The following is a 23,084-nucleotide window of genomic DNA, read 5'->3' as shown; positions in this document are numbered from 1 at the left end:
TGCATCAGCCTCAGCCGGGCAGCGCGATGGGCAGCGCTGGCGGCATGCCGCCCCGGCTCTTGAGCACACGCCACTGTGCCGGCCGAGTGTCGATGGCAATACGCAGAGCGGCCGGCGACGGGTTGTGTGCCGCCTGCTGTGGGCGACAGGCGAACGCCAGCGCCTGGCCGGTCTCGGCGGCCACCTGCAGGCGCCGCAGTGCCCGGTCATCGGCGCGCTCCGGCCAGCACAACACGGCGGCGCAACTGCCTGAACGCAGGCATTGCTCAGCCGCCCACAGTGCGTCGGCAGGCGTGGCGCTAACCTGGGCCAGCCAGCGTAGATCCACCCCCGCTGCCTGCCAGGCCGGGGCATAGGGAATGAACGGCGGCGCGACCAGCACCACGCGGCCACCTTCTGCGGTCAGGCGCGCCAGTGAGGGCCACAACAGTTGCAGCTCACCGCACCCCGGGCTGGCCAGCAACAGTTCGCTGAGTGCCGCGGCCGGCCAGCCGCCCTCGGGCAGGCGTTGGTCGAGCGCGGCATGCCCGGTCGGCTGCAACCCTAAGGGCCGGGCCTGAACCTGCCGCCCACGCCAGACCTGACGCTGGTCGAGCAGCCTGTCGAGATCGACCACCGCGCCCATCAGTCGCGCCTCAGCAGGCCACAGAACACGCCTTCAATGAAGAATTCCTGCTCAGGGCCCACATCGATCGGCGCATAGGCCGGGTTGCGCGGCAACAGCCGGTAACCGCCAGGCTGACGCTGCAAGCGCTTGATGGTCACCTCGCCGTCCAGGCGGGCGACCACGACCTGCCCGTCACGGGCCTCGCCCTGTTGCCGAATGCCGACCAGGTCACCGTCGAAGATGCCGTCATCGACCATCGAGTCGCCGCGCACTTTCAACAGGTAATCGGGTGTGCGCCGGAACAGGCTGGGGTCGAGCAGCAACTGCTCGTGGATGTCGAGGTCCGGGCCGATCGGGGCACCTGCCGCGACCTGGCCCAGCACCGGCACTTCGAGGATTTCCGGGCGGCGCAGCGGTTGAGCCAGGCGAATGCCTCGCGCCTGGTTCGGCGTGACGTCGATATGGCCGGCCTGGCACAGGGCGGTGATGTGTTTGCGCGCGACGCTGCGCGAGGCGAAGCCGAAGCGCGTGGCGATGTCGGCAAGGCTCGGTGGCTGGCCGTGGTCAGCAATGCGCTCACGAATGAATTCGAGAATGGCGCGGCGTTTGGGGGTCAGATTGTCCATGGAGTACATTTGTACTCTTTTCGCAACACACTGAACAGCCCCCTTCGTCGTCCGCTTTGGTTATGATCGTCGGGCTTGTGATTTTTCATACCTGGATACCTGATGCTGACTGCCCTGCTGTTCGACCTCGACGGAACCCTCACCGACACCGATACCCTGCACCTGCAGGCTTTCCGCCAGTTGCTGCGCGAGCATGACGGCCGTGAACTGAGCCAGGCCCAGTTCGATGCACAGGTCAGTGGCCGGGCCAACGGCGAACTGTTCGCCGAGTTGTTTGCCGATGCCAGCCCGCAGCAATGCCTGGCCCTGGCGGATCGCAAAGAGGCGTTGTTCCGCTCGCTGGCGCCGTCGCTCGCGCCCATGCCCGGCCTGTTGCGCTTGCTGGAGCACGGCCAGGCCTGTGGCCTGGGGATGTGCGTGGTGACCAACGCCCCCCGGCTCAATGCCGAGCACATGTTGCAGGCCATGGGGCTGGAGGCCCGCTTCGAGCATGTGTTGGTGGCCGAGGAGCTTGAGCGAGCCAAGCCGGACCCGCTGCCCTACCTCACCGGGCTACAGCGGCTCGGGGCCGAGGCCGGGCAGGCCCTGGCCTTCGAGGACTCGTTGCCCGGGGTCAAGGCTGCCAGTGGTGCGGGGATTTTTACGGTTGGGGTTGCGACTACACAGACTGCCGAACGCCTGATGGACGCAGGGGCTGGGCTGGTGATCGAGGACTTTGATGATGCGCGGTTGTGGGCGTTGATTGAATCGATGGGGTGAGGTGTGCTGGATGCGCTGGTGCATGCCTTGAGGTTTATGGCGCCTGTGAGATCGAGCGCCGCCCGCGCGGCGCTTCGCAGCACAAGGCTGCTCCCACATCTGTTTCGGGCCAGTGAGGCCTGTGATATTTGCGCGCGACCGCCTCAGGAATAATTGGCCCGAAAAAATTGTAGGAGCAGCCTTGTGCTGCGAAGCGCCGCGCAGGCGGCGCTCGATCTCACAAACGCCACAACACTCAACCCCTACACCTCAACGCTCTAACCATCAACCGCAGCCCAACCTCTCAGGCCGCCCATGCTCATCGACGAAGAACTGACCCTCAAAAAGCTGGAAACCTTCCTCGCCTTCATGCGCAGTGGCAACCTCGGCCGCGCCGCCGCCGAGCTGTCCACCAGTGCCGTCAGCGTGCACCGCGCCATCCACTCGCTGGAAAGCGCCTTGCGTTGCCCCCTGTTCAAGCACGAAGGCCGGCAACTGATCCGGCTGGAAAGCGCCTACGTGCTGGAGAAAAAAGCCCGCCAGCTGATCCAGGACGCCGAGCAGATGGTCCGCCAGACCCGTGAGGCTGCGGGGTTCTATGCCGAACGTTTCCGCTTGGGCGCCCTGTACTCGCTAACAGTAAAGACCGTGCCAAAGCTGGTCATGGGCCTGAAACTGCGCCGCAGCGCGCTCAATATCGACCTGACCCTGGGCTCGAACGTGGACCTGCTGCAACGCCTGAAAAACCACGAACTGGAGGCCATCCTGGTGTCGCTGGACGAAAGCGTCAGCGACCCCGCCTGCGAGCAATTGCCGCTGTTCTCCGACGACATTTTCCTTGCCGTCCCCACCGATTCGCCCTTTGCCGAACACGCCGAGGTGGACCTGGCCGACCTCGCCGACTCCACCTTCATCACCCTGACCCAAGGCTTTGCCACCCACCGTGATGGTGCGCGGGTATTCGAGCAGGCAGGGTTCGAGCCGAAGGTGGCCATGCAGGTGAACGATATCTTCACCCTGCTGAGCATGGTCAGCTCCGGCGTTGGCTTTGCCCTGCTGCCAGGGCGAATCGCTGCGGTCTACGAGAACCGGGTGAAGTTGATTGCCCTGCAACCACGCTATCGCCTGCAACAGCACATTGGCGTGGTGTTTTTGAAGGCGCGGGAACGAGAGCCGAACCTGCTGGCGTTGCTGGCTGAATGCAGAATGTACAGCCGCGAAAACTGAACGAAGGCCTGCAGGTGTTCATGTTCCAGCGACCTTTACACCGCTTGCCGGGCGGCGCGCCGGCCTGAACCGGCATGGCGCCCTTGCAACAACACCGCCAGCGCAGCCAATACCGCCGGGATCAGCAACGACGCGAACACCTGTGCAAAGCTCCAGCCCATGGCCAGCATCTGGGCGCCGGCAAACGCACTGAGAATCGCCCCGAAGCGGCCGATGCCGCTCATCCAGCTGGCACCGGTCGCCCGCGCTTCGGTGGGGTAGAACGCCGCTGCCAAGGCATTCATGCCCACACTCGCGCCATTGAGGCCAAAGCCCACGGCCCAGGCAATCGCGCACAGCCAGGCAAAATCCCCAGCCACCTGGCCAATGGCGAAGATCACCGCACCGCTGAACAAGAAGGTCAGCATCAGTACCCGTTGCGGGTTGCAGCGGTCCATGGCCCAGCCCACCGAGATCGCCCCCAGCGGCCCGCCGATCTGGAAACAGGCGGTGACGATGGCCGCTTCGGCTACCGAGAAGCCGCCCCCCTCCTTGACCAAGGTGGGCAACCAGCCGCTGAACAGGTAAACCAGAAACAGCGCCAGCACGTAGCCAGCCCAAAGCATCAAGGTGCCAAAGCGGTAGCGCGGCGAGAGAATGGTCGCAATCGCCCCACCACTGCTGGGCGCGCTGGCCGGTACGATGAAGGTGCTGTCGGCGTTGACACGCTCCGGTGCCAGGCGGCTGACGATGGCGTGGATGCGACGCTTGTCAGCACCCTTGCTGACCAGGAAGGTGACCGACTCGGGCAACCGCCAGCACAGCAACGGCACTGTCAGCAGCGGCAGCACGCCGCCCAGCACCAGCACGCTGCGCCAGCCCAGGTTGGGGATCATCCAGGCACTGACAAAGCCGCCTGCCGCCGCACCCAGTGAGAAACCACAGAAGGCCAAGGTGATCAACAGCGAGCGGCTGCGCGCCGGCGCGTATTCACTGACCAGGGTGCTGGCATTGGGCATGGCAGCGCCCAAGCCCAGGCCGGTCAGAAAACGCAGGGCAACAAGGGTCTCGAGGTCGGGCGAAAATGCCGAGGCCAAGGTCCACACACCAAACAGCAGGACACTGCCCAGCAAGACCGCCTTGCGCCCATAGCGGTCGGCCAAGGGGCCGGCGATCAATGCCCCGAGCGCCAGGCCGATAAGGGCCGCGCTCAACACCGGGCCCAGGCTTTGTGCGCCCAGGCCCCAATCGCTTTTCAGTTGCGGTGCGATGAAACCGATGAGGGCGACGTCCAGCCCATCCAGGGCGATGATCAGAAAGCCCAGGAAGACTACCCATTTCTGGTAGCGGCCGATGGGTTGCTGGTCGATCAGTTGGCGCACATCGATGGCGTTGCTCATGGGGTATCACCTGTTGTTGTTTTTATGAAGGTGCATCGGCAGTGGGCCGCCATGCGGCCCAGGCAGCATTACCGGTTAACAAGGCTGGGCAGCCGCACAGGCCGGATGATCCGGGTCTCTTGGGCCACGACCAGATCGCGGGTGGCCTGCAGGTAGGCTGCGAAGTCCGGGTCAGCGTCCCGCGCGGCGCTGCGTTTTTCGAAGTCATCGAGGCTGTCATAGCCCCACAAGTGCACCACCTGGTTGAGCGGGCCGATGCTGCTGGTGTAGAACGCCAGCGGCGCACCGAGATGGCGCAGCAAAATTGGCATCGCCAGCTGGTCGAAGGCTTCGAGAAAGGCCGCCATGCCACGGGGGCGGATGGTGTAGACCCTGTGATCGACGACAGGCTTGTCCATCATGCAACCTCCCGCGCGTTGCCCGCTGTCGCCAGGCCTTGTTCGACGCCCGCCAGGTGGCGCCCGGTGATGTAGCCAAAGGTCATGATTGGCCCCAGGGTGATGCCCGCACCGGGGTAATTGCCGCCCATGATGCTGGCGCGGTCGTTGCCGACGGCGTACAGGCCGTCGATGGCCTGCTGATCGGCGCCCAGGACTTCGCCGACCACGCTGGTGCGGATGCCGTCGAAGGTGCCCAGGTCACCCATGATCACCTTCACGGCAAAGTAAGGCCCCTCGGCCACTGGCGCCACGCACGGGTTGGGCGTGTGCTGCGGGTCGGCCAGGTAGCGATTGAAACGCGTGGTACCTCGCCCAAACTGGCGGTCCTCACCCTGAACGGCGCCCAGGTTGTACTCACGTACGGTCTGCTCCAGCCCGGCGGCATCGATCCCGGCCTTGCGCGCCAGCTCGGCGAGGCTGCTGCCCTTGAGCAAGTAGCCGTTACGCAACAGCGGCCCCAGCGGCATCGGCGAGGGCTTGGCGAAACCCAGGCCGTACTTGGCCAGGGTGCGCCGGTCACAGACCAGCCACATGGCGGTTTCCGGTTGCTCTGCACACGCCTCGATCAAGGCGGCGCCCACGTCGTGGTAGGAATTGGATTCGTTGGTAAAGCGCCTGCCCGAGCGCAGCACGCCGATCACACCGGGCTTGTAACGGTCGAGCAAATGGGGGAACGCGACGAATCGCCCTGCCCCCATCGGCACCTTGGACACCGGCATCCACGCCGCCGCCGCTTGCAGGCAGATATCGACCTTGGCGCCCATCGTTTCAGCCATGCGCGCACCATCACCCGTGTTGCCTGCTGGCACCGGCGAAAAGTGCTCGCCACCCCGACGCACATGCGGGTAGGCCTGCTTCAACCGCTGCACGTCATGGGAAAACCCACCACAGGCCAGCACCACGCCACGCCGCGCCTCGATGCGCAGTTCGCTGTCGCCTTGTTTCGCCAACACGCCAGTGACCCGATTGCCTTCACGCAACAGGTGCCTGGCCGGGGTCCCGGTCAAAATCGGAATGCCCAGGTCCAGTGCCGACTTCACCAGCCGCGCCGCCAGGGCATTGCCGCTGGTCACCTGAGTGCCGCGCCCGTACAGCGCCAACTCCTTGAGGTGGGTCAGCAAGCGCTTGGCCACATACACGAACGACGTCAGCGAGCGGGTGGCATTGAAGAAGTGCTTGAGGTCGGCATTCGACGAATTGAACATCATGCCGATGAAGGTGATGGTCTTGAGCGGTGGCCGCAGGCGTGCCATGTCGGGCCCAAGGCCGCGAATGTCGTAGGGCGCCGCCAGTATCGAGCGCCCGACATCGACGCCACCTTCCACGTGTGGGTGATAGTCGGGGTACAGCGTGGGGACGAATTTGACGGCGGTTTCGCGCTCGAAGAACTCGACCATGTCTGGCCCGTGACGCAGAAACGCCTTGACCGCCACTTCGTCGAAACAGTCGCCGGTTTCGTTGCGCAGGTAGGTCAGCGCCGCCTCATCGCTGTCGTTCATCCCATGCCGGTTGCCCGGCACCCACAGCACCCCACCGGAGAACGCCGTGGTGCCGCCGAAGCAATCGTCCTTTTCGATGACGACCACATCCAGGCCGTTTTTTTTCGCAGTGATCGCCGTCGCCAGGCCGCCGGCTCCCGCCCCCACCACCAGTACATCGCAGGTGCGTGTGTTCATGCGCGTACGCCCTCGAAACCGGGGCGCGGGATCAACGCCATGGGCATGCTCTCCAGCCCACCATCGACCGTCAGCTCGGCGCCGTTGATGTAGTCGGCACGCGGGCTGGCAAGAAACAGCACCGCCTCGGCGATGTCCTGCGGCTCGCCGATGCGCTGGTTGGCGGTCATGGCGCTGCGCTGGCGTTCGATGTGCGGGTCCGCGTAAAACGCTGCCGACAGCGGCGTGCGGATCAACCCCGGGCACACCGCGTTGCTGCGTACCCCGCGCGGCCCCCATTCCACGGCAATCTGCCGGGACAGCATGCTGACCCCGGCCTTGGCCGCGCTGTAGGCACCACTGTTGGGTTGAGGGTAATGGGCCGCGATCGACGCTACATGCACGATGCGCCCCTGGCCTCGGGCAAGCATCAAGCTGCCGAAGGCCTGCGAACACAGCAGGTAGCCGCTGAGGTTGACCGCCAACACCTGGTTCCATTGCTCCAGGGTCAGCACGTCGAGCGAACCCGGGCGCAGCACACTGGCGTTGTTGATCAGTACATCGCAGCAGCCGTGCAGCGCCTGCACCTGTGCGGCGGCCTGGCTCACGCTATCGGGGTCGGCGATGTCGCACCCCAGCGCGCTGACCTCGCCGACACTGTGCTCGCCCAAGGTGGCCGCCAGCTCACGGCACTTGCCCAGGTCGCGGTCCAGCAACACCACATGGGCTTGCTGTTCGACCAACGCGGCAGCCAGTGCCGCGCCAATGCCGCCGGCCGCGCCGGTCACTACACAAACGGCTGAATCCAGGCCCAGCCAGTGAGCGCTAATCTTGTTGTTATGCATGCTGCTCTCCAGAGTGTCGCTTCATCTGGCGAACAGCCTAGGGCTGACAGGCACCCGGGCAGAATGGACAAAACCTGCAACCAGCCCCACATTCCCGACAATTTGCTGCACCGCCCCTGAACCTGCTCAGCGGCTGTGGCACAGTAGCCGGGTACCGATCAAAACAATTACAACACCATGAACAAGATTCCCAATTACGCCCTGTACGGTGAGACTGCTCAGCCGGTGTGGCACGAGTCGCTGCATGTGGAGTCGATCTCCAAACGCTCCGGTGCCCACAACTGGGAGATCGCCGCGCACCGTCACGAAGGTTTACTGCAGTTGCTGTACCTGCAAATCGGCAGCGGTGAAGTGCTGTTCGACAGTGACCGCGTGCAGGCCCAGGCGCCCTGCGTGGTGTACGTGCCGGCGCAGGTGGTGCATGGCTTCCACTGGGCCGGTGCGGTCGAGGGCCAGGTGATCACGGCGGCGCAGCACCCGCTGGAAAGCATCACCCAGGTACTGGCGCCGAACCTGCTGGCAACGGTCCGCAAACCCCAGGTGATCGCCCTGCCCCACTGGGAAACCGACGAAGACCCCCTGTTGCCGTTGTGCCGCGCCCTGCACGAGGAATACCACAACCGCGCTCGCGAGCATGTGGCCAGCAGCATGTCGCTGTTGCTGGCGCTGCTGATCCAGGTGCTGCGCCACGAACCACAGGCCAGTGGTAACGGGCGTCGCCCACCGTCCAGGCGCAGCCAGCAACTGACCGGGTTCCGCGAGCTGGTGGACATGCACTTTCGCGAGCATTGGTCGTTGGGGGCTTATGCCGCTGAACTCGGGCTGACGTTGGCCACGCTGGGGCGGCTGTGCCAGGAACATCTGGGCATGACCCCGATGAATGTCATCAATGCCCGGTTGGTGCTGGAGGCCAAACGGGCGCTGGGGCATTCAAGCCTCAGCGTGAAAGAGATTGCCCATGACCTGGGGTTTGTCGATGTGGGGTATTTCAGCCGGTTTTTTCGCAAGCACTCGGGGGTGAGCCCGAGCGGGTTTCGCGACGCTGCGTTGGCCTCTTCGCGGGCCAGTACAAGGCTTTCTTCAAGCCTCTAGCGCCTGCTGCACCTGGCCCACTGTCGCCGCCAATCGGTCCAGGTGCAGGCTCAACACTCGCTCCACCGGCGCCTGGTCCACCGGCCAATGCAAGGCGATGCTGCCCGCCAGTTGCCCCTCGACCCGGACCGGCAAGGCGATCGCCCGGATCAGAAATGGCAACCGCACCGGGTATTCCCAATGCCCCTCGGTACGCTGGCCAAAGCCCTTGTGCGCATCCTCCTCGATATCGCGCAACAGGCTGTCATCACCCAACCGTTGATGGCTGGCCAAGCGCTGCACTTCGTCGCCGTCCAACTCCCCCAGGCACGCGCGCCCCATCGCCGAATGAAACAGGCTGGCATGGTGGCCGACGATCTGGCAGTTGTTCGGGTAGCGCTTGCGCAACACCTGAGGGATGGCGCTTTCCATCACCTCCAGCCGCTCGCCATCGAAGCACGACAGGTCTGCCACCAGCCCGGTGCGTTCGCTCAGCTCAAGCAGCCAAGGCGCCGCCTGCTCCACCAGGCGCCGCTTGAAGCGCAGCTGGCGGTCGCCGAACAGGCGCCGGGCACACAGACGATAGCGCCGGTCGCTCAAGCCCCGGTAAACCCACCCCTGCTCCTGCAAGGTGGCGAGCATGCGCGAGACCGTGGCCTTGGGCAGCGCCGTCAGGTAATGCAGTTCTTCAAGCCCCAATGCCTGGTGTTCGCCCAGCAAATCGACGATGGCCAGCGCCCGCTCCACCGAGCGTACGCCGCCACTGTCTGTCATGTTGCCCATGTGTCTGACCTCCCTGTCACTTGGCGGGTTGGTCATCATGCACAGCAAGAACCGCGCCTGCCCAGGGCCTTTACGCAAGTTGCAAGCACGGCGGCGGCCGCCGTTCGACCCAGCGGGTCAGTTGCTCATGGGCATGGGCCAGTTGCAACACCGCGTGGTCCGCCTGGGCTGGGCCAATGATTTGCAGGCCCATCGGCAACCCCGTGGTACTGAAGCCCACCGGTACACTGATGCTCGGCAGCCCTGCCAAGGTCGGCCCGATTACCACCTCCATCCAGCGGTGATACGTGTCCATCGTTCGCCCTGCGACCGCCTTCGGCCACGCCTGCTGTGCATCGAAAGGGAACACTTGGGCCGAAGGCAACAGCAGGAAATCGTAACGTTCGAACAACCTGCCGAGGGCCTGGTACCACGCACTGCGGTCTATCGAAGCCTGGTACACCTGCGCCGCGCTCAGGTGCAAACCGCCCTCGACTTCCCACTGCGCCTCAGGCTTGAGCAGGGCACGTTTGCCGGGGTCGGCATAGGCCGCGCCGAGGGTGCCGTGCACCAGGAAGTGGCGGTGGGTCAACCAGCATTGCCACAGGCGCGCCAAGTCAAAGGCCGGCTGGCAGGCCTCGACCTGGCAGCCCAGCTCGGCAAAATCCGCCAGGGCCGACTCGCACAAGCTCAGCACCCCGTCTTCCATCGGCAGGTAGCCGTCATAATCGCCCAGCCAGCACAGCCGCGCGCCCTTGAAGTCGCGCTGCAACCCTTCAGCGAAATCAACCTTGCCGCCACTCAGCGACAACGGCACCCGTGCATCGAAGCCTGCCTGGGTCGTCAACAACCGCGCGACATCGACCACGCTGCGCCCCATCGGCCCTTCGGTGGCCAGTTGCTGCAGGAACACCTCCGGCGCCGGTCCATGCGGCACCCGCCCCTGGGACGGGCGCAGGCCGAACACGTTGTTGAACGCCGCCGGGTTGCGCAGCGAGCCCATCATGTCGCTGCCATCGGCCACCGGCAGCAATCGCAGGGCCAAGGCCGCCGCGGCCCCGCCACTGCTGCCACCGGCCACCCGGCTTGGGTCGTAAGCATTGAGGGTGGTGCCGAACAAGGTGTTGTAGCTCTGCGAGCCCAGGCCGAACTCCGGCACGTTGCTCTTGCCGACGATGATCGCCCCACTGGCCCTGACCCGCGCCACGCTGACCGCATCGTACTTGGGCACCTGCTCGGCGAACAGCGGCGAGCCCAACGTGGTGCGCAGCCCGGCCGTGGCAGCCAGGTCCTTGATTGCCTGGGGCATGCCATGCATCCAGCCCCTTGACTGCCCCCGCGCCAGCTCACCGTCGCGCTCATCGGCTTCGGCCAGCAGCGCCTCGGCCGAACGCAGCGACACCAGCGCATTGACCTGCGGGTTGAAACGCTCGATATGGGCGAGGTACGCCAGCATCGCCTCACGGCACGATACTTGGCGGGCATGAATCGCGCGGGACAACGCCTCGGCATCCAGCGCTACGATTGGGTCGATGGCTAGCGGCTTCACGGTTTCACTCCAAGGTTGAACGCGACAGCTTTACCCGCACGTGGCGCTTCTTTCAGGCAGTAAGTGCCCAACAGCGTCAGCAGGCAAGCGAACAGTACATAGAACGACGGCGCCACCGGCGTGTTCAGGGCTTTGCTCAGCCAGGTGACGATCAGCGGCGCAAAGCCGCCGAACACCATCACCGCCACGTTGTAGGCCACCGATACCCCGGTCGAACGCACCTCGACCGGGAACTGCTCGGCCAGGGCAGTCGGCGCCGGGCCAAAGAACCCGCCGATGGCGGTGCACAGCAGCAGCTGCATCACCAGCAGGCGCTCGATCGACGGCGCCGCCGCCACCCACACATACAGCGGATAGACCATCACGAAGAAGGCCAGGGTGAAGGCCATCAGTACCGGGCGCCGGCCCAACCGGTCAGACAAGGCCCCCGCCAGCGGGATGACCACGGTCATCAGCCCCACCGCAAGCATCTGCACCAGCAACACCTGGTCCAGCGGCAACCCGAGGTTCTTGTGGGCGAAGGTCGGCATGTTCACCAGCACCACGTAGAACGATACCGTGGCGCCACACGCCAGGCCCATCGACACCAGCAGGCTGCGGCGGTGTTCACGCAGTACCTGCCACAGGCCCGGCGCCTGGCCCTTGGCCTGTTTACGCGCCTCGAGGAACTCTTCGGGTTCTTCCATGTGCTTGCGAATCCACAGCCCCACCGGGCCAATCAGCAGGCCAAGCACGAACGGGATTCGCCAGCCCCAGCTGTCTAGCGCCTCTGGCGTGCACAGGTGCGTCACCAACGCCACCATCGCCGCCCCCGAGAACACCGCCAGGCACTGCCCCACCAGTTGCCAGGAGCCATACAGGCCTTTGCGATGGGCGGGTGCGCTTTCTACCAGAAACGCCGTTGCGCTGGCGTATTCGCCCCCTGTAGCGAAGCCCTGGAGCATGCGCGCCACCACGATCAGCAACGGTGCGCCCATGCCGATGGCGAGGTAGTTGGGCGCAAAGGCGATCATGGCGATGGACACGGTCATCAGGCGGATGATCATCTGCATGGCCGCCTTGCGGCCTTTGCGGTCGGCGTACATGCCCAGCAGCACGCCGCCCACCGGGCGCATGAAAAAGCCCACGCCGAAAGTGGCCAGGGCCATCAGCAGCGAGGCGTATTCATCGTCGGAGGGGAAGAACTGCCGGGCGATGATGCTCGCCAGAAAGCCGTACACGATAAAGTCATACCACTCCAGCGCATTGCCGATGACGGCAGCGACCACCTGCCGGGTACGCGACACGCCTGTGCTCGAAGTCTGCATAGGGAACACTCCATTCATCTGTTGGGTGATGACCCAGGCACAGCCGCGCCCAGGTTCCAGCGGCAGTCGTCAAAGAAAGGTCAGGCGGGTTCGAGCCAGCGCTCGGCAAGCGCGCCCCAATAAGCGGCGCCGGTCAGCAGGATGTCGTCGTTGAAATCATAGGCCGGGTTGTGCACCATCGGCCGCGACAGGCCATTGCCGATGAACAGGTAGGCGCCTGGGCAACGTTGCAGCATCCAGGCGAAATCCTCGCTGCCCATCAATTTGCGGGTGTTGCCGTCCACCGCGTCGGCACCGAGCAGTTCCTCGCCCACTTGTTGGGCGAAGGCGTTCTCTGCGGCATGGTTGACCAGTACCGGGTACGCCGGCCGGTGTTCGATGCTGGCGCTGCAGCCAAAACTCTCGGCTTGGCTAACGATGATCGCGCGTACCCGCGCCAGGGTCTGCGCCCGCACTTCGGCATTCAACGCCCGCAGGCTGAGGCGCAGCACTGCCTGCTGCGGAATCACGTTGGCCGCCTCGCCCGCCTGCAGTGCCCCCACAGTGACCACCGCGGCTTCCTGGGCATCGATATTGCGCGCCACCACCGTCTGCAACGCCATCACCACACTGGCCGCTGCCACCAGCGGGTCGACGGTCAGGTGCGGCATCGAGCCATGCCCGCCTACGCCTTCAAGGGTTACGCTGAGCAAATCCTGCGAGGCCATCATCGGCCCCTCGCGAAAGCCCAGGTGCCCTGCCGGCAGCCCCGGCATGTTGTGCATGCCGAACAGGGCATCACAGGGGAAGCGCTCCAGCAAGCCGTCGGCGAGCATCGCCTCGGCGCCGCCCTGGCCCTCTTCGGCGGGTTGGAAGATCAGCGTCAGCGTGCCATCGAACTGCCGGGTCGCCGCCAGGTAACGCGCAGCGCCCAGCAGCATGGTGGTGTGGCCGTCATGGCCGCAGGCGTGCATGCAGCCTTGGTGCCGGCTGCTGTAGGCCGCGCCGGTGGCCTCATGGATCGGCAGCGCGTCCATGTCGGCGCGCAGCCCCAGCTTGCGTGGGCTGCTGCCGTTGCGCAGCACCCCCACCACGCCGGTCTTGCCGATACCGGTGTGAACCTCGTAGCCCCAGGCTTGCAGCAGCCGGGCCACCAGCGCTGAGGTGCGGTTTTCTTCAAAACCCAGTTCCGGGTGTGCATGGATGTCGTGACGGATGGCGTGCAGGTCGCTGGCCACGTCGTTGAGCCAGGCCAGGATGTGTTGATGTCGGGACATGCGGAATCTCCTTGCGCGGGTAATTCCCGTTCTTGTTGTTCGCGTTGAGATCACGACGGGGAAGGCAGGTCGTGTTGGCTGACAGATAAACGCGAGTGATGGGGGGAGCACAATCGAATGTGGTTCCGCAGGGTGGAACTGGGCATGGGGGATTGCATGAGGGCCGCCAGGGGTACGGGTTGAGATCTTTAGCGCCTAGGCGATCGAGCGCCGCCCGCGCGGCGCTCGATCTGCCAGGCGCTGAAAACCTCAAGGCAAGCACCTACAAATCCCAAAACACTGCTACCGTGCCCCCTCCCCAGCCAAGGAGTGCCCAATGCCACAACGTCACCCAAGCCCTGCCGGTTTCGTCCGCGTCCGTGGCGCCCGCGAGCACAACCTCAAGAACATCGATGTCGATATCCCCCGCGACGCGCTGGTGGTGTTCACCGGCGTATCGGGCTCGGGCAAGTCTTCGCTCGCCTTCTCCACCCTGTATGCCGAAGCCCAGCGCCGCTACTTCGAATCCGTCGCGCCCTATGCCCGGCGCCTGGTCGACCAGGTTGGCGTGCCCGATGTGGACACCATCGAAGGCCTGCCGCCAGCGGTGGCCCTGCAACAGCAACGCGGCACGCCCAACGCGCGGTCCTCAGTGGGCAGCGTCACCACACTGTCCAGCTCGATCCGCATGCTTTACTCGCGCGCCGGCCATTACCCGGCCGGGCACGCGATGCTGTATGCCGAAGACTTCTCACCCAACACCCCCCAGGGCGCCTGCCCCGAATGCCACGGCCTGGGCCGCGTCTATGAAGTGACCGAGGCAACCCTGGTCCCGGACCCTTCACTGACCATCCGCGAGCGCGCGGTGGCGGCCTGGCCCATGGCCTGGCAGGGCCAGAACCTGCGCGACATCCTGGTAACCCTGGGCTATGACGTCGATATTCCCTGGCGCGACTTGCCACAAGCGCAGCGCGACTGGATCTTGTTCACCGAAGAAACCCCCACCGCCCCGGTGTACGCCGGCCTGACCCCGGCGCAAACCCGCGCCGCTCTCAAGCGCAAGCAGGAACCCAGCTACCAGGGCACGTTCAGCGGCGCCCGGCGCTACGTACTGCACACCTTCATGCACTCGCAAAGCGCGCAGATGCGCAAGCGCGTGTCGCAGTTCATGCGCCCAAGCCCCTGCCCGCTGTGCGCGGGCAAACGCCTCAAGCGCGAAGCGCTGAGCGTGACCTTCGCAGGCCTGGACATCGCCGAGCTGTCGCACCTCTCGTTGCAGGCGCTGGCCGAGGTGTTCCGCACGGTGGCGGCGCCGGCTTACCTGGAACAGCACCAGGACGACCTGACCCTGGAAAAACGCCTGGCCGCCCAACGTATCGCCCATGAGTTGCTGGCGCGCATCGACACCCTGCTCGACCTCGGGCTGGGCTACCTGGCCCTGGAGCGCAGTACCCCAAGCCTGTCCTCAGGTGAGCTGCAGCGGCTGCGCCTGGCCACCCAGCTCAACTCACAACTGTTCGGCGTGATCTATGTGCTCGACGAGCCTTCGGCCGGCTTGCATCCTGCCGACAGCGAGGCCTTGTTCGAGGCCTTGCAGCGCCTGAAACAGGCCGGCAACTCGGTCTATGTGGTGGAGCACGACCTCGACACCATGCGCCGCGCCGACTGGTTGGTGGATGTTGGCCCTGCCGCCGGCGAACACGGCGGCACCATCCTTTACAGTGGCCCGCCCGAGGGGCTCGCCCGGGTCGAGCAATCGTGCACACGCGCCTACCTGTTCGGCGAGCACGCCCAGGCCGTTCGCACACCACGCCAGGCGCAGGATTGGCTAGCGCTGGAAGGCATCACCCGTAACAACCTCGACAACCTCAGCGCTCAGTTCCCGTTGGGGTGTTTCACCGCCGTGACGGGTATTTCCGGTTCAGGCAAATCCAGCCTGGTCAGCCAGGCGCTGCTGGAGCTGGTCGGCGCGCACCTGGGCCATGCCGAACAGCCTGCCGAGCGCGAAGAACAGAGCCTGGAGGACGACCCCGAACAAACCAGCAGCGGCCGGGTAAAGGCAGGGCTGGGCAGCATCAAGCGCCTGGTGCAGGTCGATCAGAAACCCATCGGCCGTACCCCCCGCTCCAACCTGGCCACCTACACCGGCCTGTTCGACGCCGTGCGCAAACTGTTTGCTGCCACCGACCACGCCAAGGCGCAAGGCTTCGATGCCGGGCGTTTCTCCTTCAACGTCGCCAAGGGCCGCTGTGCAACCTGCGAGGGCGAAGGGTTTGTCAGCGTCGAGCTGTTGTTCATGCCCAGTGTCTACGCGCCCTGCCCAACCTGCCACGGTGCCCGCTACAACCCCGAGACACTGGCGGTGACCTGGCAAGGGATGAACATCGCCCAGGTGCTGCAACTGACCGTTGAACACGCCCTGGCGGTGTTCGCCGAACAGCCGTCAGTACGGCGCAGCCTGCAAGTGCTGCAGGATATCGGCCTGGGTTACCTGCGCCTGGGCCAACCGGCTACGGAGCTGTCTGGCGGTGAAGCGCAACGCATCAAGCTGGCCACCGAGTTGCAGCGCACGGCGCGCGGGGCGACGTTGTATGTACTGGATGAACCCACCAACGGGCTGCATCCCCAGGATATCGACCGGTTGCTGGTACAACTCAACCGTCTGGTGGATGCCGGGCATAGCGTGGTGGTGGTCGAACATGACATGCGCGTGGTGGCGCAAAGCGACTGGGTGATCGATATCGGGCCGGGGGCTGGGGATGCGGGGGGCAAGGTCGTGGCCAGTGGCACACCGCAGGCCGTCGCCGGGTGCGTTGAAAGCCGTACCGCCAGCTTCCTGGCCAAGGCGTTGTAGCGGTGCTGGGCACCGGCCTCGCCGGTGCCCATGCCATTAGCCCGCCGACAGTTCCGCAATGCTGATCTCGCGCATGCGAAACTTCTGCACCTTGCCGGTCACCGTCATCGGGAACTCATCGACGAAGCGGAAATAGCGCGGCACCTTGAAGTGCGCAATCCGCGCCCGCGCCCAGTCACGCAGCTCGTCTTCGGTGGCTGCATGCCCCGGGTGCAAGCGCACCCAAGCGACGATCTCCTCGCCATACTTGCTGCAGGGCACACCAATCACCTGCACATCGGCCACCGCTGGATGGGTGAAGAAGAACTCTTCCAGCTCACGTGGGTAGATGTTCTCGCCGCCCCGAATGATCATGTCCTTGCTGCGCCCGACGATGCGCACATAGCCCTGCTCGTCCATTACCGCCAGGTCACCGGTGTGCATCCAGCCCTCGGCATCGATGCTCTCGGCCGTGGCCTTGGGGTTGTTCCAGTACCCCAGCATTACGCTGTAGCCGCGGGTGCACAGTTCGCCGATTTCACCACGCGGCACTGTGCGGCCATCGGCATCGATGACTTTGTTCTCCAACCGTGGCTGGGTGCGGCCGACGCTGGTCACGCGGCGCTCCAGGTCGTCATTGGCCCCGGTTTGCAAGGACACTGGGCTGGTTTCAGTCATGCCATACGCAATCTGCACCTCGGCCATGTGCATCTCGTCGATGACCCGTCGCATCACTTCGATCGGGCAGGTGGCGCCGGCCATGATGCCGGTGCGCAGGCTCGACAGGTCGAAGGCACTGCGTTGCGGGTGGTCCAGTTCGGCGATGAACATGGTGGGCACGCCGTACAGCGCGGTGGCCTTTTCCTCGGCCACTGCGCGCAACGTGGCGAGTGGGTCGAAGGCGTCGTTGGGGTAAATCAACGTGCTGCCGTGAGTCATGCAACCCAGGTTGGCCATGACCATGCCGAAACAGTGGTACAGCGGCACCGGCACCACCAGCCGATCGTGCTCGGTCAAGCCCAGGCTTTCGCCCACCATGTAGCCGTTGTTGAGGATGTTGCTGTGGCTCAGCGTGGCGCCCTTGGGGAAGCCGGTGGTGCCGGAGGTGTACTGGATGTTGATCGGGTCGTCACAGTGCAGTTGCCCCTGGCGGGTGGCCAACGCCTCGGCGCTGATGGCGTCGGCGCGGGCCTGCAGGGCATGCCAGGCGAGAAAGCCCGGTGGCGGTGAGGCGGCCAGGCTCACGACCCCGCGCAATTCGGGGAACCGCTCACAGGCCAGTGCGCCCGGGTGGCCCTCGGCAAGGCCCGGGATCAGGCCCAGCAGCATGGCATGGTAGTCGGAGGTCTTGAAGGCATCGGCGCAGATCACCCAGCGGCAACCCGCCTGGCCCAGGGCGTAGTCCAGCTCGCTTGCGCGGTAGGCTGGGTTGATGTTGACCAGGATCGCTCCGACTTTGGCGCTGGCGAACTGGGTGATGCACCACTCGGCACAGTTGGGCGCCCAGATGCCCAGGCGGTCGCCGGCTTGCACGCCCAATGCCATGAGTGCGCGCGCGCTCTGGTCGACCGCCTCGGCCAGTTGCCGCCAGGTGTAGCGCAAGGCCTGGTGGCGGACCACCAGGGCTTCGCGGTCGGGAAAGCGGGCCACGGTGGTGTCGAAGGCGTCGCCGATGCAGTGGGTAAGCAGGGGTTTGTCCTGGTTGCCCTGGGAATAGCTTGGCTGGGGCATGGGCGTTCTCTTGTTGTTCTTGTGTTGTTTGAACCGGCCTCTTCGCAGCACAAGGCTGCTCCTACAATGGAACGCGGTGGCCTGTAGGAGCAGCCTTGTGCTGCGAAGAGGCCGGTAAGTCCACCTTGTATCTAGCGGATGAACACCTGCGGCGTAGTGGTCGACATGTCCCCACCCGGCAGCTTGATGTTCCTCACCTTCTGCAGCGTTTCGGGGTCGAACACCGCCAGGTCATTGAAGGTGCCGCCCAGGTACAGCTTGTCGCCCTTCTTGTCGAAGGTCACGCAGTAGTAGGTGTGTTCAAGGTTAGCCGCCTTGATCAGCTTGCGTTCCTTGATGTCATACCGCGCCAGGCGGTTGAGCACGCCGTAGATCTGGTTCGGGTCCTTCGGCGAGCGCAACCCGGTGAAGTACAGCTCGGTCAGGTCGGCGAATTCCTGGGTGTGTGTCTTGCCGGTTTTCAGGTCGACACTCAGGTAACCGTAAAGCAGTTCGGCGGTATTCGGGTCCTGCTTTTCGTCCTTGAACTTGGCAATGGTGTAGAGCATCGAGAACTCGTGCCGAGGGCTCTGATGCGGCCAGAAATACAGCACATCCGGGGCGCTGTAGCCGGGCCGGTTCCAGGTACGCAGCGGCAATGCCACCTCGTACTTGCCGGTTTGCACGTCCATCTTGTAGATGTCCGGGCCCGCCACGAACAAGCTGCCATCGTCAGCAGCGCGCATCAGGTACACCTGGCGCGGCATCGGGAAGGTACGCGCCGGTTTCGCATCAAGGCCATCGGCCGTGCGGAACACCTCCAGGCGCGGCGGCTTGACCACATAGTGATCGTTCAGGCGCTGGGTCGGGTTGACGGTGGCATACACCTCTTTGCCATCAGGGCTGATGGCAAACGAATACATCGACTTGCCGACTTCCCCAGGCACGCTGGACAAGTTGGCGTGGAAGGTGGTCTTGCAGGTGTCCAGGTCGATGCCGTAGATGTCGGCGTAGTGGTTGTTGAGGATGTAGGCGGTACGGTTGTCCGGCGCCATCATCGCGGTGCCGGGGCCGAACGCATCGGGCATGCGGCAGCTCTTGTACAGCGCATCGCTGGCCACATCCACCACATGCAGGTTGTTCGGGTAGTTGGTCACGATCAGGTATTCATGGCCAGCCTTCAAGGCCGGCCCGGTGTCGTCAGCCTGTACCGCCCAGGCGCTGGCCGTGGCGGCGACGGTGAGCGCGAGCTGCGCGCAGAGTCCAGGTTTCATGCGGTTTCCCCTTGTCATTCTTGTTGGGCCGGTCACTTGTCTTTCGGGAACACGGTGCCGAGGTTGCGCCAGTCGTCCTGGGAGTTGGTCGCCTGGGCGTTCCAGTCCTGGTAGGTGCTCATCATGTCCGGCACCTGCGCTGGCCACCAGCAAGGGTCGGAACAGCCGTAAAGGTCGGCTTCCATGGGCTGGCACAGCGAGCTCACGCCACCAAAGGCGTCCACTTCCCAACCCGGGTCGGTGGTGGCGGTACAGCCTGCCACCGCGCTCATCGCCATGACTTCTTCGACACGGTCTTCGGCAGCGGCCTGTTCGAGGATGCGCGCCTTGTTGTTCAGGGGCTTCAAGTGCTTCATGTCAGTGCGCCTTCCGCGGGGTGATGTAGCGGTCGATGAAGGCCGGGTTGGCGGCCATGATGCGGCTGTAGACCTCGATGCCGAAGTCGACCCAGTCGCGCATCAGCTCGCAGTAGTGGTAGGTCGGGTGCTGCGGATCGCCGTAGCGGGCATAGCTCTCGTGGTAGCAGCCACCGGAGCACAGGTTGCGAATACGGCAGCTCTCGCAGCCGGTGTTGCTGCGGTCCAGGCGTTGCGACAGGAAGTCATTGAGCTGGGCCTGCTTCACACCTTGGTGCACGTTGCCGAACGTCGGCAGGCTGGAGCCGGTGAAGCGGTGGCACAGGTTCAATTCACCTTCATGGTCTACCGCCAGCATTTTCAGCCCGGCGCCGCACGGCAGGGCCTTCTTGTGGCCCTCGTGGATGTCGGTGATCAGTTGGTGCAGGTTGGAAAAGCCGATGTTGCGGTGCTCCAGCGCGGCTTCCAGGTAGCGACGGCCCAGGGCCTTCATGTTGGCGAACACCTGCACCAGTTCGTCGCTGGTGAGGTTGAATGCCGACAGGTCGCCCGAGGTCACCGGGGCGAAGCCGACTTCGGCAAAGCCCATCTCGTTGAACAGGTGATTCCAGATGGTCTCGACATCGGTGATGCCACGGGTCAGGGTGATCCGCGCGCCCACCGGGCGACTGGTATAGCGTGACAACAGCATCTCGGCCTTGCGCCGCACCACATCATAGGTGCCCTGCCCGCCCACGGTGATGCGGTTGCGGTCGTGCACGGTCTTCGGCCCATCGATGCTGATCGACAACCCGAAACGGTGGGCGTTGAGCCAGTCGATGATCTCTTCGGTGAGCAAGGTGGCGTTGGTGGTCATGATGAACTCCACCTGCTTGCCGGCCTCGGCGAAACGCCGCTCGCAGTAAGCGACCATGTGCTCGATCAAAGGCCGGTTGGACAACGGCTCGCCGCCGAAGAACACCACGCTGTAGCGTTGCTCGTCAGGGGACTCCTTGAGCAGCATCTCCACCGAGGCCTCGGCAGTGGCGGTGCTCATCTTCTTGCCAGCAGAGGGTTTGTCCAGGTCTTCCTTGTAGCAATAGGTGCAGCTGAGGTTGCAGCCGGTGTTGACGTTGAGCACCACCGTGTTCAAGGCCGTGCGCTCGACCTGCTTGAGGGCGATTTCCGGCGTCAGTGGTGAGCCGTCGCTGACCACTTCCAGGGCGATCAGCTCGCGCAGGGTGTCCTGGATGTCGGCGCCGGCAAACTGCTGACCGAGGCGCTGCATTAGCTCCTCGGCGGAGCAGCCTTGCTGGCGCAGGGTGTCGATGATGCCGCCGGTCACCGCGTCGGTGGCAAACAGCGAACTGCTAGGGATGTGGAACAGCATGCGGTCGGCATCCACCTGCACTTCGTGCAGGTTGCGTTCGACCAGGTTCAATAGTGCGCCCATGGCGACCTCCGATAATCGATCCGTTGGAAAACGCGTTCACACCTGCCTTATGGCAAGGGCGGGTTGTTCCAGCGTTGGACGGTGACGATCATGTGGCCCTCGCCGGTCTGGCCGCCGTCAGCCAGGGTGGCGATGACTTTCAGGTTGCCAGCGTTGTTGGTCATCATCTTGCGTGCCGGGTTAGGCCCCGCACCGCCGGGTACGAAGACGCCGTCGGCCTGCATCTGCCCGGCGAACTTGACGTCCTCGTCCTCAACGGCACGCTCGTTGAACGGCTCGACCTTCCATTGGGCGGGCAGGTAACCGATGCGCAGCGGCTGGCCGCTGGCGTCCTTGCCCCAGGCTTCGGCTTCGAAGCGCCCCTGCACCTTCGGCACGGACGCGCCGTTTTCGCCGATGCGGGCAATGGAGAACGCCGGCACCACCTTGACCTCGTCGACCTTGTCGTAAACCGCCAGGTTGACGCCCTTGAGTGCGCCCACTGCGACGTCTCGCTGGCCTGGCTTGGCGTCTGCCGCCGCGCGCGCTTTGACCCGCACCAGGGTCGGGGTGGCCTCCAGCACTTCTGTCACTTCAACACCTGCGCCCAGTTCCGGCTTGCCCGTCAGGCCGCTGCCGACCAGGGTGATCTCGCTTTCGCTGCCCACCTTGATGAATGCTGGCTGCACTGCCAGCAGGCGTGCCTTGCCGTCTTTCACCGCGCTGAAGTCCAGGCCGCGCTCGTCGTGATCGGCCTCGAACATGCGGCCTTTCATCTCGCCATCCAGCGCCGCGAATACCTGGCGCAGGTTGCTGTCGCCCACCTTCACGTTGCCGCGCCATTCATAGCCGTTGTAAAGGATCGCCGAGCCGCTGCCATTGAACGGCGTGCCGTCGGCGTAGCTGCCTTTGACCTCGACCTTGAAGGTGTCAGCCTCCCCTGCACTGACCGTCATCACCCCACGGACATCGCCTTTGGCCAGCATGTGACCGCTGAACGCCCACTGCCCTGGCAAGGCATCGGCCTTGGGCCTGGCCTGTTGCCATTCTGCCCAGGCCGGGCTGTCGAGCGGGAAGCGCTTGGCCAGGTCCGGCACCATTTGCTTGAGGGCGATTTCAAGCCAGTCACGGTCACGCGCCTGGGCCTGGTATTCGAGAGACGGCCATTGGCCGAGGTGGAAGTTGACCAGGTGTTCCCATTCCTGGGCCGGGCGACGCTGCAGGGCAACGCGGGCACCGGAGTGGCAACGGCCACAGGTTTCGCTGAGCTGTTGGTCGAAGTGTTCGACGGTGTTCAGCCGCCGCTCCATGGCGTAGCGCACGCCATCGGTCTCGCTGGGCGCCAGCCCCTGCTTGTCGGCCAGGTACTTGACCAGGGTACGCCGGTCATCGTCGCTGATCTGCAGGCCGTGCATGACCTGCATGCGGGCGATGCTCATCAGCCAGCCTTCCGGCGTTTTGCGCTGATGGCTGATACGGCTGTAGGTGTCGTTGCCTTCGGGGATATGGCACCCCATGCACTTGGTTTGCAACAGGTTAGGGCCCTGCTCGGCCGCCATGGCCTGGGTGCTCAGCAGCGCGGCGGCGACCAGCGCCAGTTTGCCCGCATGCCGGCGGAGTCGAGTCGTCTTCAAGGTCAGACCTCCACGGTTGTTGTTCTTATCGTTCTCGCACGCTTTGGTACAGCAGGTGTGCATGTGACAGTTGTGATACAGAAACTGTGCCACATGCTGAAAAGTTGTTGTATTTCAGCCTCTTAGTAGGTTTCGCGTGGTTGCGCAGGCACGCCGGGGTAGAGCCGAAGCGTGCCATTTCGCGACAGGGTGTTTCATCCTGAGACAGGGCCTGCTCTGCAGGCCATTCGCGGGGCAAGCCCGCTCCCACCGAAACGCCGCAGCGGCTGGGTTCGGCTCTATCCCTGTGGGAGCGGGCTTGCCCCGCGAAGAGGCCGGTATAGCCACTGTTTCACCACCGTCTCACACAGTCTCAATGTGCAACAGCGCAACCCTGCAATTACGCCCTTGCACTGTGGCAAACCCCAGTCGCCTCAAGGCCTTGC

19 protein-coding genes are annotated in these 23,084 nt (G+C 64.6%); 4 read left to right on the top strand and 15 right to left on the bottom strand.

The genetic code is table 11. From position 1 onward, the window contains the following. Positions 1 to 10: 10 nt before the first annotated feature. Both imuA and lexA read right to left on the bottom strand, forming a co-directional pair. Positions 11 to 625, bottom strand: a complete 615-nt coding sequence (gene imuA, locus QOS90_RS13035; RefSeq protein WP_027593437.1) for a translesion DNA synthesis-associated protein ImuA — start codon at positions 623 to 625, stop codon at positions 11 to 13. Further along, positions 625 to 1,242, bottom strand: coding sequence for a transcriptional repressor LexA (lexA, locus tag QOS90_RS13030; protein ID WP_085272942.1), 618 nt, complete (start codon positions 1,240 to 1,242; stop codon positions 625 to 627). Before lexA ends, imuA begins: the two co-directional genes overlap by 1 nt. Positions 1,243 to 1,335: 93 nt before the next feature. Between lexA and QOS90_RS13025 the strand changes: the two genes are divergently transcribed. Together QOS90_RS13025 and QOS90_RS13020 are read left to right on the top strand one after the other, a co-directional pair. Beyond that, a complete protein-coding gene (locus tag QOS90_RS13025) occupies positions 1,336 to 1,992 on the top strand; it encodes an HAD family hydrolase (protein ID WP_027593439.1) in 657 nt (218 codons plus the stop codon). Between the two features lie 294 nt (positions 1,993 to 2,286). After that, positions 2,287 to 3,198, top strand: a complete 912-nt coding sequence (locus QOS90_RS13020) for a LysR family transcriptional regulator (RefSeq protein WP_085272943.1) — start codon at positions 2,287 to 2,289, stop codon at positions 3,196 to 3,198. 35 nt (positions 3,199 to 3,233) lie between these two features. On the opposite strand, the gene QOS90_RS13015 is transcribed toward QOS90_RS13020, so the two are convergent. The 4 genes from QOS90_RS13015 to QOS90_RS13000 form a co-directional block, all read right to left on the bottom strand. Further along, on the bottom strand, positions 3,234 to 4,577 hold the full coding sequence (locus QOS90_RS13015) for an MFS transporter (RefSeq protein WP_085272944.1): 1,344 nt from the start codon (positions 4,575 to 4,577) through the stop codon (positions 3,234 to 3,236). Between the two features lie 68 nt (positions 4,578 to 4,645). Beyond that, positions 4,646 to 4,975, bottom strand: a complete 330-nt coding sequence (locus tag QOS90_RS13010) for an NIPSNAP family protein (RefSeq protein WP_027593442.1) — start codon at positions 4,973 to 4,975, stop codon at positions 4,646 to 4,648. After that, positions 4,975 to 6,693 (bottom strand): FAD-dependent oxidoreductase, encoded by a 1,719-nt coding sequence (locus QOS90_RS13005; RefSeq protein ID WP_085272945.1) that lies wholly within the window; start codon positions 6,691 to 6,693, stop codon positions 4,975 to 4,977. The genes QOS90_RS13010 and QOS90_RS13005 overlap by 1 nt, the downstream gene beginning before the upstream one ends. Continuing rightward, positions 6,690 to 7,517 carry an SDR family NAD(P)-dependent oxidoreductase gene (locus QOS90_RS13000; protein WP_027593444.1) on the bottom strand — a complete coding sequence of 276 codons (828 nt, stop codon included), beginning with the start codon at positions 7,515 to 7,517 and terminating at the stop codon, positions 6,690 to 6,692. Before QOS90_RS13000 ends, QOS90_RS13005 begins: the two co-directional genes overlap by 4 nt. Positions 7,518 to 7,694: 177 nt before the next feature. Between QOS90_RS13000 and QOS90_RS12995 the strand changes: the two genes are divergently transcribed. Next, a complete protein-coding gene (locus QOS90_RS12995) occupies positions 7,695 to 8,609 on the top strand; it encodes a helix-turn-helix domain-containing protein (RefSeq protein ID WP_033694023.1) in 915 nt (304 codons plus the stop codon). Here QOS90_RS12995 and QOS90_RS12990 read toward each other — a convergent pair. From QOS90_RS12990 to QOS90_RS12975, 4 genes are all read right to left on the bottom strand, one after another. Continuing rightward, entirely contained in the window at positions 8,598 to 9,371 is a 774-nt protein-coding gene (locus QOS90_RS12990) for an IclR family transcriptional regulator (protein WP_027593445.1), read from the bottom strand. The two genes, QOS90_RS12995 and QOS90_RS12990, sit on opposite strands and share 12 nt — an antisense overlap. Positions 9,372 to 9,441: 70 nt before the next feature. Continuing rightward, positions 9,442 to 10,899 carry an amidase gene (locus tag QOS90_RS12985; RefSeq protein ID WP_027593446.1) on the bottom strand — a complete coding sequence of 486 codons (1,458 nt, stop codon included), beginning with the start codon at positions 10,897 to 10,899 and terminating at the stop codon, positions 9,442 to 9,444. After that, positions 10,896 to 12,206, bottom strand: coding sequence for a citrate-proton symporter (locus QOS90_RS12980; protein ID WP_027593447.1), 1,311 nt, complete (start codon positions 12,204 to 12,206; stop codon positions 10,896 to 10,898). The genes QOS90_RS12985 and QOS90_RS12980 overlap by 4 nt, the downstream gene beginning before the upstream one ends. Positions 12,207 to 12,286: 80 nt before the next feature. Then, positions 12,287 to 13,462, bottom strand: a complete 1,176-nt coding sequence (locus QOS90_RS12975) for a M20 aminoacylase family protein (RefSeq protein ID WP_027593448.1) — start codon at positions 13,460 to 13,462, stop codon at positions 12,287 to 12,289. Positions 13,463 to 13,778: 316 nt separating this feature from the next. On the opposite strand from QOS90_RS12975, the gene uvrA reads away from it, so the two are divergent. Next, positions 13,779 to 16,295: an excinuclease ABC subunit UvrA gene (uvrA, locus tag QOS90_RS12970; RefSeq protein ID WP_085272946.1), complete on the top strand. Its 2,517-nt coding sequence runs from the start codon at positions 13,779 to 13,781 to the stop codon at positions 16,293 to 16,295. 36 nt (positions 16,296 to 16,331) lie between these two features. Here uvrA and QOS90_RS12965 read toward each other — a convergent pair whose 3' ends face one another. From QOS90_RS12965 to peaA, 5 genes are all read right to left on the bottom strand, one after another. Next, positions 16,332 to 18,005 (bottom strand): fatty acid CoA ligase family protein, encoded by a 1,674-nt coding sequence (locus QOS90_RS12965; RefSeq protein ID WP_085272947.1) that lies wholly within the window; start codon positions 18,003 to 18,005, stop codon positions 16,332 to 16,334. Positions 18,006 to 18,136: 131 nt separating this feature from the next. Next, positions 18,137 to 19,258, bottom strand: a complete 1,122-nt coding sequence (peaD, locus tag QOS90_RS12960) for a quinohemoprotein amine dehydrogenase subunit beta (RefSeq protein ID WP_085272948.1) — start codon at positions 19,256 to 19,258, stop codon at positions 18,137 to 18,139. Positions 19,259 to 19,290: 32 nt separating this feature from the next. Next, complete coding sequence (qhpC, locus tag QOS90_RS12955; protein WP_008091708.1) at positions 19,291 to 19,614, bottom strand: quinohemoprotein amine dehydrogenase subunit gamma; 324 nt, start codon at positions 19,612 to 19,614, stop codon at positions 19,291 to 19,293. A 1-nt stretch (position 19,615) separates the two neighbouring features. Then, positions 19,616 to 21,046, bottom strand: coding sequence for a quinohemoprotein amine dehydrogenase maturation protein (gene peaB, locus QOS90_RS12950; RefSeq protein WP_085272949.1), 1,431 nt, complete (start codon positions 21,044 to 21,046; stop codon positions 19,616 to 19,618). A gap of 47 nt (positions 21,047 to 21,093) precedes the next feature. Continuing rightward, entirely contained in the window at positions 21,094 to 22,659 is a 1,566-nt protein-coding gene (peaA, locus tag QOS90_RS12945; protein ID WP_085272950.1) for a quinohemoprotein amine dehydrogenase subunit alpha, read from the bottom strand. Positions 22,660 to 23,084 lie beyond the last annotated feature (425 nt).

The organism is Pseudomonas sp. LAIL14HWK12:I10, from assembly GCF_900184205.1.
GTDB classification, from domain to species: Bacteria; Pseudomonadota; Gammaproteobacteria; order Pseudomonadales; family Pseudomonadaceae; genus Aquipseudomonas; species Aquipseudomonas kermanshahensis.
Note: the sequence above shows the minus strand (reverse complement) of the source record. Positions and strands in the feature narration are given on the sequence as shown.